The sequence below is a fragment of the Lapillicoccus sp. genome (assembly GCF_025353065.1).
Lineage (GTDB): Bacteria > Actinomycetota > Actinomycetes > Actinomycetales > Dermatophilaceae > Lapillicoccus.
The window spans coordinates 24472-32612 of the sequence record NZ_JANXRJ010000181.1 but is presented as its reverse complement, the minus strand read 5'-3'; the positions used below and the strand labels follow the sequence as shown (position 1 = coordinate 32612).

Here is an 8141-nt window from a genome sequence, read left to right as displayed (position 1 = left end):
GTCAACGTGCGCGCGCCACCCGTCCTCGTCGCGGCCGTAGCACCCGCCATGGCACAGCGTGGGTCCGGCGCCATCGTCAACATCGGGTGGTGGATGGCCCGGGTCGGCGTCCCGTATGCCGCGATGTATTCGGCGACCAAGGCGGCCACCGAACAGCTCACCCGCACCTGGGCGGCCGAATACGGACCTCGCGGGGTCCGCGTCAACACCGTCGCACCCGGTGCCACCCTCACTCCCGGCAACGAGTCGTCGCGCGCGGTCCTCGACGTGATGACCGCGGGAACGCCGGCCGGTGTCGTCGTGCGGCCGCAGGACATCGCCGACGGCGTGGCCTTCCTCGTCTCGGACCGGGCGGCGATGATCCACGGCGCGATCCTCGATGTCGACGGCGGGACGTCGTCGACCCGGTTGAGCTGAGCATCCCCAGGGGCGTGCCCACCGCAGTTGCCCGTCGGGCCGAGGCCCGATGGTCGGCCGTCGAAGAATGGCCGAACGGACGACTCCGGCGACCGTTCAGGCCATCGTAGTCGGCGGTCGGCCTCCGCAACGCTTGGGTCTCCGCCCTCTGAGGAGTCCCCCATGTCTGTCCCCACCCACGTCGGCACCCGACCATCCGAGGGTCTTGCCGACCTGCTAGCGAGATCTGCCGCCGGCGACCAGCCGGCCTTCGCCGAGCTCCACGACGCTGTGGCGCCACGCCTCTTCGGTCTCGTCCTGCGCATCCTGCGTGACCGCGCCCAGGCCGAGGAGGTCTGCCAGGAGGTGCTGCTCGAGATCTGGCGCACCGCAGGCCGATTCGACCCCGAGCGCGGCTCGCCCCTCGCCTGGACGATGACCATCGCCCACCGGAAGGCCGTCGACCGCGTCCGCTCCGCCGAGGCCTCCGGCCGACGCGACACCCGATACGTGGACTCGAGCCACGAGGTCGCCTACGACGTCACGGCCGAGGCAGCGACCTCCTCCGCGGACGGTGTGCGGGTGACCACCGCGTTGGCGGGTCTGGTCGAAGGCCAGCGTCAGGCCCTCGTCCTGGCCTACTTCGGTGGCCTCACCCACACGGAGGTCGCCGACCGGCTCGGCATCCCGTTGGGCACCGCCAAGACCCGCATCCGTCAGGGTCTGATCGGCCTGCGCACCGCCCTCGGACCCGCATTCGACTCTGCCACAGCCTGATCCGACCGCGGTCACGATCGCCGGGCGAACGCCAAAGAATCACCCCTACGAGGTTCGTAGGGGTGATTCTTTGGCAGAGCAGGGTCGGTCAGATCAGCCGCGTCAGCGTGCCTTCCCGGTCGTCGAGCCCACCGACGGCGTGCCGGGGGTGGTGGCGTAGCCGCTGGCCGGGGGTGCGAGGTACGGGAAGACGGTGAGCAGCGGGGCGTTGGTGTTGGTCGTCCCGTCGCGCAGCGCGTCCCCGCTCAAGATGGCGTCCGTCTTGTAGCTCGGGTAGGTCAGGGGCAGGGTCAGCCCGGCGATCGCGCGGATCTCGATCGTCGTGACGTCGTCGACGGGACGGCGTCCGTTCGGGAAGCCGGCCGCATCTCCGCCGAGCAGCCCCAAGGGCTTCTCCGAACCTGCCGCAGCGGGAGCGACGGCCATGTTCAGCCGGAGCATGTCCGCCTGGACGGGACCCGTGTAGTTCTGGAACCCGGGGACGACGCCCGTCGGGATGCCGGTGAGCAGCACCGCGTTCAGGTCGGTACGAGGATTGCCCGTCCCGTTGAACTGCGCGAGGTTGGGGAACGCAGCGGGGTACAGCGACGGGAGCAGCCCCGCCAGCTCGGACTTGTTCACGTACTTGGCGAAGTAGTACGGGGATGTCGTCGCCGCGGTCGCGTCCGCACTCGGCAGGGTCGAGTTCCACTTGTCCTTGACCGACATCGGGTTGACGACCTCGTTGACCAGCGGGTTGCCGAGCCGGGAGATCTGGACCATGTCGCCGAACGGCTTGTAGGTGGCGGTGGTCGAGTCGAAGAGCCGGCCACGAGAGCGGTAGGTGCTGGCCCAGATGCCGACGACCGACGACGAGGCCGCCGGGTCGGTCGGGGCAGTTCCGCCAACGGTGAGCTCGGTCTTGGGGACCTGCAGCGCGATGGTGTGGACGTTGAGCCCCTGGAGGCCGTTCATGCCAGCCATGACCGGCAACGGGATGACGTGGGCGTTGTTGAGCGGCCGCAGACCGGCGAGGTCGAAGATGCTGCCCAGGTCGACGAAGAAGGCGTCCGAGCGCGGCCCGGCGAAGACCTTGCGGCCGGTGCCGAGCGCCTGCACGCCGGCCGAGCCGATGTTCGCCTCGTAGTTCGGCGTGCTGCGCTCACCGACGTTGCACGGGGGGACCAGCAGGCCGGAGCCGAGGACCGTGGAGGTCAGCGTCCCGTTGGCGGCACGCACCACCTTGGTGACGGAGAACGTCTGCGGCCGGTTGAAGTTGGTGTCGGTGATGCTCGCGATCGGGCCGATGTTGTAGAGGAACGTGCCGGGGTTCCGGATGGTCGTGGTGAACCGGAACTGGTAGCTGATGTCGGCAAGCGCCTTGCTGCCGTTCGACACGTTGATCGTGTAGAGGACGTCGTCGGCGAACTCGCTGAAGTTCGGGCCGCCGTAGGGGATCTCGAACGGGTTGAAGTTGGCGACCAGGTTGACCTTGGTGGCATCGGTGGGGTCGACCCAGGCGTAGACGTCCGTGTTGTCGGCGGCCGGGTCCTTCGAGATCTCTGGTGCTTCGCGGTGCGAGGACATGCGTTGAGCCTTTCGGTCAAAAAGAAATTGGGGGAGCGGAAGGTCAGGCGGTGTGGATGGCGTGCGCGAGCCGGGAGACGAGCTCGTGATCGGTGATGACGACCTCGCGGCCCTCGACCATCACGGAGAGCTCACCACCGCGGACGTCGCTGATGTAGGCGACCATCGCGCCGCTGGCGCTGGCCGGCAGTGCCTTCTGTGCTGCCGTGGCGCTGGACGTCCGGCTAAGCACCGCCGGGGCTGCCGCTGCGGCAACGCCTGCTGCGGCGATACCGGCGCCGGCGACCTTCAAGAATCCTCGACGAGGAGAGTCGTTCATGGGTTCCTCCTGGGAACGGGTGGGAAAAACGGCAAGCAGGGGTCAAGGCGACAGCCTGCTCGAGGGAGTCGTGCCTTGGTCAGCTGTGCTTTGCCGCGAATGCTCGAACCCGCGCGACGGCGTCCGTGAGGACTGCGGTGTGGGACTTGCCGGCGATCATGGCCTTGGCGGCCGCCGGGGTCGAGATCGCCGTCACGTCGTTGAGGACGAACCCGTCGATGTCGATGATGATGTTGACGTTGCCGTAGGAGCCGTTGAAGACCGACACCGTGCCGTCGTTGGGGTTGACCGGCACGATCATGGACGACGCCGAGTCCTCGTTGGCCAGGAAGTTGCCGTTGGAGGTCGGGGGGAGGCTCGTGGTGCCGTCCCACGCGGTGAAGAAGCCCGGGTTCTGCGGCGTGACTGCCGTCACCGTGACCGTCAGCCCCTTGAAGATCAGGGGGGTGACGCCATCATTGGGCAGCACCTGGAAGGTGCGCGTCTCCAGCGCCGACAGTGCGCCGCCCGCCACGCGGGTGTCGAAGGCGCGGAACGGGGTGCTCGGCAGGTAGGCCCCGTCGACAGAGGGGGTCCCGTCGTTGAAGTAGCCGAGGATGTCCACGATGACCGCAGCGGTCCCGGTGGACCCGTTGTAGATGGAGATCGACCCGTCCGGGTTGACCGGCACCACGGCGAGCGCGGCGCGGCTCTGCTTGGGCAGGAAGTTCAGGCTCGACGTCAGGGCCTCTGCGGGCGGAGCCTCGGCGTCAGCGGTCAGCCACCCCGCTGCGGTGGGGTTGGTGACGGTGAGGTTCACGGCCACGGCGGAGACGTTCGTCGCCGGCACACCGCTGATGCCCTCGACGGGCACCTTGAGGGTGGACTTCTTGGCGAGCGGCGTCCCGGCACCGTTACGGGTGTCGACGATGCGCGTCGGAGTCAGGGTGTTCATGGAGCCGGCGACAGTGGGATCGACGGTGCCGCCGGTCCAGTAGCCGGTGAGGTCGGCGAGGACGTCGACCGTGCCCGTGGAGCCGTTGAAGACGGAGACGGAGCCGCCGGTGCCGGTCTTGACGATCGTGGAGTTCGGGGTCGTCCGACCCGGCAGGAAGTTCACGGTCGAGGCCAGCGGCTTGGTGCCGCCGGTCGGGTAGACGGTGAGCCAACCCGCACCGGTCGGCGAGACGGCGGTGATGGTCAGCGCCACGGCGTTGACCGTTCCGTCGATGCCGGCCGTGCCGTTGAAGGTCAGCGTCTGCTGAGGCTTGAGCGGCATACCGCCTTGGGAGCGGGTGTCGAGCAGTCGGGTCGGTGTGAGCTTGTTGAAGGTACCCGCAATGTTCGGGTCCGCAGTCGCGATGGTCGCGGTGGTCAGTGACGTGGCGATGGCGGCGGCGAATGCCGCAACCACGACCATTGTTCTCTTGAGCATCATGGTGTGCTCTCCCCTCTTGGCTATGGCCGGAACGGTACCTCGCAGATCCGCGTTTCGCCATAAGATCGGACAAAATGGGATTGAAAAAGTTTCAAACCTGTTTCGGGCGACGAATTTTCTGCGAGCCCCCGGACTGTCGACAGAGCCGCGATGACGGCACCGACCTCGGTCGCCCGCAGACGAACGGCCCACTCCCCACACGGTTTCTCGCCCCGGGACGTTCGGCCCTGTCGAGGGCGACGGCCCGGGTCGACCCTGGAGCCATGACCACACCGACGATCGCTGCTCGCGCCGGCCGGCCGCACGCGCCGCAGCTGAGCGTGGTCGTCGGCCTCGTCAACGACGGCTCAGCCCGCCGGGTGGCCCGGGCCGGTGTCGACTACGCGCTGGCTCACGGGATGTCCCTGTCCTTCGTCCACGTCGTCTCGGACGTCGCGGAACGTCAGGGCGCAGAGGACGTCGGCGACACCACGTTCGCCGCCGTGCTCGACGCCATGCGCGGGCACGGCAGGCTCCGGTGCGCCTTCGAGGTCGTCAAGGGAGATCCGGGACGCGTCCTCGTCGAGCGCAGCAGCACAGCGGGCCTGCTCGCGATCGGATCCGACACGACATCTCCCGGCGCGTCCATCGCGGCATACTGCCGCCTCCACGCCGGGTGCGCGGTCCTCACCGTCGATGGTGCCGGGGCTACCCGGCGCACCTCCTCGATCACCAGCTGAACCGGAGAACGTCATGACCACCCACGCGCTCGCTCCCGACGCGACCAGCGGAGAGGTCGAGGAGCCGACGGCGATGCGGGAGGCGCAGCTCCGGCCGATCGTCGTCGGGGTCGACGGCTCGAAGGAGAGCGAGCTCGCCCTCGACTGGGCCGTGGACGAGGCGCGCCGACGTGGCCTGTCGCTGCATCTCGTGCACGCTCACGCGCTGGCCGGGGCGATGTCATCGGCTCCGCACGGCGCCCCGACCAGCTGGCACGACCCGGGCTGGGTCCTCCGGGCGGCCCGGGAACGGGTCGCGATCCTCGGTGTCGACCACTCCGTCGACCTGGTGGTGACCGACGAGGACGTCCTGGTGACGGCCGCGACGGCACTCGTCGCTGCATCGGCCGGTGCCGACACCGTCGTGGTGGGAACCCATCGGCACGGCGCCCTCGAGGCAGCCCTCCTCGGATCGACGTCGCTCCGCGTCGCCAGCAACGCCGCCTGCCCCGTGGTCGTGGTCCGCCGTCCCGCGTCGCGCGACGTCGCCCACCCGCAGATCGTCATCGGTGTCGACGGCTCGCCCGAGTCCGCCGATGCCCTGGCCTACGCCTTCCACCGCGCCTCGGACCAGGGCCTGCCCCTCACCGTGATCTCGGCCTGGGCCGGTGACGTGGACGTCGAGGCCCTCCGGGTCACCGACGCCGTGGCCGACGAGGTGCGGGCTGCCGCCGTCAACGCCCGGCTGGTCGCCCTGCGCCGGGACGTCGGCCCGTGGCGCGAGAAGTTCCCCGACGTGCGGGTCCACACGATCGTCGCTGCCGGCCGTCCCGCGGACGTGCTCGTCGACGAGTCCTGGGCAGCCGAGCTGGTCGTCGTCGGAAGTCATGGCCGCGGCAGCTTCCGTGGGCTGCTTCTCGGGTCGGTCAGCGAGGACGTGCTGCACCGGGCGCACTGCCCCGTCGCGGTCGTCCGCTCCATGGCGCCGGACAACTCCGTCTCCTCCTGAGCTGTCAGTCTCCCCCGGTTGCGCCGGGCGGTAAGGGACCTGACCTGCGGCGCAATGGCGCTCGTGGACTCAGCGGCCCGTGGATGAGGCTGCTCGGCGAGACCGCCGAGTCCTTGATCCACCGCCTCGGAGCGTCACTTCGGGCCACGGCGACCGGGATCGAGGTCCGGCGCCGGCACGACCGCAACGGGGCAGCTCGCGCGTTCGATGACTCGTTGGCTGACGGAGCCGAGAAGGAGTCCGTCGAAACCGCCGCGGCCGCGGGTGCCCACCACGAGGAGGCTGGCACCGACGGCCACCTCCAGCAGGGTGGGCACCGTCCGGGCCTGCTCGAGACGCGTCTGGACGTCGACGTCAGGGTATTTCTCTCCCCATCCCGCCAACAGCTCCGCAACGAGGCGACGCTGCTGCTCGCGCGTCGCCTCCCACACGGGCACCGGGAGGGCGAGGAAGCCGTCACTCTCGTCCCAGGCCCAGCACGCGACGGCCGTCAGACCCACCTGTCGGCGACTGGCCTGCTCGAAGGCGTAGGCGAGAGCACGAACGGAGCGCTCGCTCGCGTCCAGCCCGACGACCACACGTCCCGGATGAGTGCTGACGGCCCGGACCCCGGCTCGTGCGTCCGAGTCCGACGGCTCGAGATCGTGGACGACGACGACCGGACAGAAGCTGTGCGCGGCGACCTGCAGCGCGACGGATCCGAGCACGACGGCCTTGAGCAGCGTATGCGCGGTCGCGCCCACGACGAGGGTCTCCGCCGTCCGGGAGGCGGCCACCAACGCACCGGCCGGGCTGCCGGTGTCGGTGTGGGCCGTCACGCGCAGCGACGGGTGCGACTCGAGGACCCCGGTGACCTCGACCGCGGTCGACCCGTCGACGTCGCCGTCCAGGTCGACCGGGGTGTGGTGGAACCCCTCGATGACGTGCACCAGGTGGAGGGGGCGGGAGGTCGCCACCGCCTCGTCGGCCGCCCAGTCCAGAGCGGCCGCGCTCCAGGGACGGGCGACGCCCACGACGATCGCGTTCGGCGGTGCCGGCTGGTTCTTCATCTCGGGCTTCCTTCGCATCGTGTCAACCCTCCCGCTCCTTGCTCCGGGAGGCCCGAATGTGGCCCTCTGAGGCCATATTCGGGCCTCCCGAAGCAACAAGGGGAGGGTCGGGGGTCTAGCGGACGTAGGGGACTGCGGCATACCGGTAGTCCGGGCCGCGGAAAGGTGAGTAGCCGTAGTGGTGGTAGATGCTCTGGTGATAGGTGCGGTCATCGACCAGATCGGGGGCGTATGCCGGTGCGGCCATGACGTGGTCGCGAGAGTGCGCCAGTCGCACGGCGTCGTCGGTGACACTCGCGATCGCCTCGACGGGGACGTAGGTGTGGCTCGCTCCGATGCCGAGGAGGCCACCGCGTTCGACCGCCAGGAAGTGGACCTCCTTCTGGACGTCGTCCACGACGAGGTCGCTCACCCAGCCGATGTGCTCGCCGTCCTCGTCCTCGACCACGAGGCCTCGCACGTCGTTCTCGGTCTGGTCCACCGTCTCGCCGAGCTCGCTCAGCAGGCGGAGGACGGGCTCGTCGGCGACGATGCCGCTCTCCTGCGGCATACCGCTCTCCTCAGGCATGCCGACGAGCCGTGTCGTTGCTCAGGCGCGCCAGCTGGCTCTCCAGCACGCGATCGAGCCGGTGGGCGGCACCGAGCACGGCCTCGTCGAGGGTGTCGGCGTGGTGGCTGGCGACGGCGGGTGACTGGCCCTCGAGGAACGCCTCGGTCACGCAGCGCATGTCGTTCTCCGTGGGTCGTCCGGCGCTCTCGTCCGAGAGATGCACCTCGACCCGCGTCATCCGGCTCTCGAACCTGACGAGCACCTGCTCCACCTCGGAGGCGACCCTCGAGGTCAGGGCGTCGTGACCGGTGATGGTGTTGTCCGTGTGGACCGCGATCTGCATGGTGGTTTCCTTCGGTA

Annotated in this window: 10 protein-coding genes; 4 read left to right on the top strand and 6 right to left on the bottom strand. The window is 69.5% G+C overall.

Annotation, left to right across the window (positions count from 1 at the left end; genetic code table 11):
• Together Q0R63_RS14330 and sigK are read left to right on the top strand one after the other, a co-directional pair.
• On the top strand, window positions 1-417 hold a 417-nt coding region (locus Q0R63_RS14330), incomplete at its 5' end, for an SDR family oxidoreductase (protein WP_295698580.1).
• A 162-nt stretch (window positions 418-579) separates the two neighbouring features.
• Window positions 580-1173, top strand: a complete 594-nt coding sequence (sigK, locus tag Q0R63_RS14325) for an ECF RNA polymerase sigma factor SigK (RefSeq protein WP_295698577.1) — start codon at window positions 580-582, stop codon at window positions 1171-1173.
• A 102-nt stretch (window positions 1174-1275) separates the two neighbouring features.
• Here the strand turns inward: sigK and Q0R63_RS14320 are convergent, their stop codons facing one another.
• The 3 genes from Q0R63_RS14320 to Q0R63_RS14310 form a co-directional block, all read right to left on the bottom strand.
• Entirely contained in the window at window positions 1276-2739 is a 1464-nt protein-coding gene (locus Q0R63_RS14320) for a DUF4331 domain-containing protein (RefSeq protein WP_295698574.1), read from the bottom strand.
• A 43-nt stretch (window positions 2740-2782) separates the two neighbouring features.
• Window positions 2783-3058: a hypothetical protein gene (locus Q0R63_RS14315; protein WP_295698572.1), complete on the bottom strand. Its 276-nt coding sequence runs from the start codon at window positions 3056-3058 to the stop codon at window positions 2783-2785.
• A 79-nt stretch (window positions 3059-3137) separates the two neighbouring features.
• On the bottom strand, window positions 3138-4475 hold the full coding sequence (locus Q0R63_RS14310) for a hypothetical protein (RefSeq protein ID WP_295698566.1): 1338 nt from the start codon (window positions 4473-4475) through the stop codon (window positions 3138-3140).
• A 263-nt stretch (window positions 4476-4738) separates the two neighbouring features.
• Here Q0R63_RS14310 and Q0R63_RS14305 point away from each other — a divergent pair, with 263 nt between their 5' ends.
• On the top strand, window positions 4739-5194 hold the full coding sequence (locus tag Q0R63_RS14305) for a universal stress protein (RefSeq protein WP_295698563.1): 456 nt from the start codon (window positions 4739-4741) through the stop codon (window positions 5192-5194).
• 13 nt (window positions 5195-5207) lie between these two features.
• Window positions 5208-6182 carry a universal stress protein gene (locus Q0R63_RS14300; RefSeq protein WP_295698558.1) on the top strand — a complete coding sequence of 325 codons (975 nt, stop codon included), beginning with the start codon at window positions 5208-5210 and terminating at the stop codon, window positions 6180-6182.
• A gap of 134 nt (window positions 6183-6316) precedes the next feature.
• On the opposite strand, the gene Q0R63_RS14295 is transcribed toward Q0R63_RS14300, so the two are convergent.
• The 3 genes from Q0R63_RS14295 to Q0R63_RS14285 form a co-directional block, all read right to left on the bottom strand.
• Complete coding sequence (locus tag Q0R63_RS14295) at window positions 6317-7231, bottom strand: universal stress protein (protein WP_295698555.1); 915 nt, start codon at window positions 7229-7231, stop codon at window positions 6317-6319.
• A gap of 115 nt (window positions 7232-7346) precedes the next feature.
• Window positions 7347-7799, bottom strand: coding sequence for a PRC-barrel domain-containing protein (locus Q0R63_RS14290; RefSeq protein ID WP_295698552.1), 453 nt, complete (start codon window positions 7797-7799; stop codon window positions 7347-7349).
• Window positions 7792-8124, bottom strand: a complete 333-nt coding sequence (locus tag Q0R63_RS14285) for an HPF/RaiA family ribosome-associated protein (protein WP_295698550.1) — start codon at window positions 8122-8124, stop codon at window positions 7792-7794. Before Q0R63_RS14285 ends, Q0R63_RS14290 begins: the two co-directional genes overlap by 8 nt.
• Between the last annotated feature and the right edge of the window lie 17 nt (window positions 8125-8141).

Excerpts from the sequence above, each read along its gene's own strand:
- Q0R63_RS14320 (WP_295698574.1), bottom strand. The coding sequence starts at position 2,739 with ATGTCCTCGCACCGCGAAGCACCAGAGATCTCGAAGGACCCGGCCGCC.
- Q0R63_RS14310 (WP_295698566.1), bottom strand. The coding sequence starts at position 4,475 with ATGATGCTCAAGAGAACAATGGTCGTGGTTGCGGCATTCGCCGCCGCC.
- Q0R63_RS14290 (WP_295698552.1), bottom strand. The coding sequence starts at position 7,799 with ATGCCTGAGGAGAGCGGTATGCCGCAGGAGAGCGGCATCGTCGCCGAC.
- Q0R63_RS14305 (WP_295698563.1), top strand. The coding sequence starts at position 4,739 with ATGACCACACCGACGATCGCTGCTCGCGCCGGCCGGCCGCACGCGCCG.
- Q0R63_RS14300 (WP_295698558.1), top strand. The coding sequence starts at position 5,208 with ATGACCACCCACGCGCTCGCTCCCGACGCGACCAGCGGAGAGGTCGAG.
- Q0R63_RS14315 (WP_295698572.1), bottom strand. The coding sequence starts at position 3,058 with ATGAACGACTCTCCTCGTCGAGGATTCTTGAAGGTCGCCGGCGCCGGT.
- Q0R63_RS14285 (WP_295698550.1), bottom strand. The coding sequence starts at position 8,124 with ATGCAGATCGCGGTCCACACGGACAACACCATCACCGGTCACGACGCC.
- sigK (WP_295698577.1), top strand. The coding sequence starts at position 580 with ATGTCTGTCCCCACCCACGTCGGCACCCGACCATCCGAGGGTCTTGCC.
- Q0R63_RS14295 (WP_295698555.1), bottom strand. The coding sequence starts at position 7,231 with ATGAAGAACCAGCCGGCACCGCCGAACGCGATCGTCGTGGGCGTCGCC.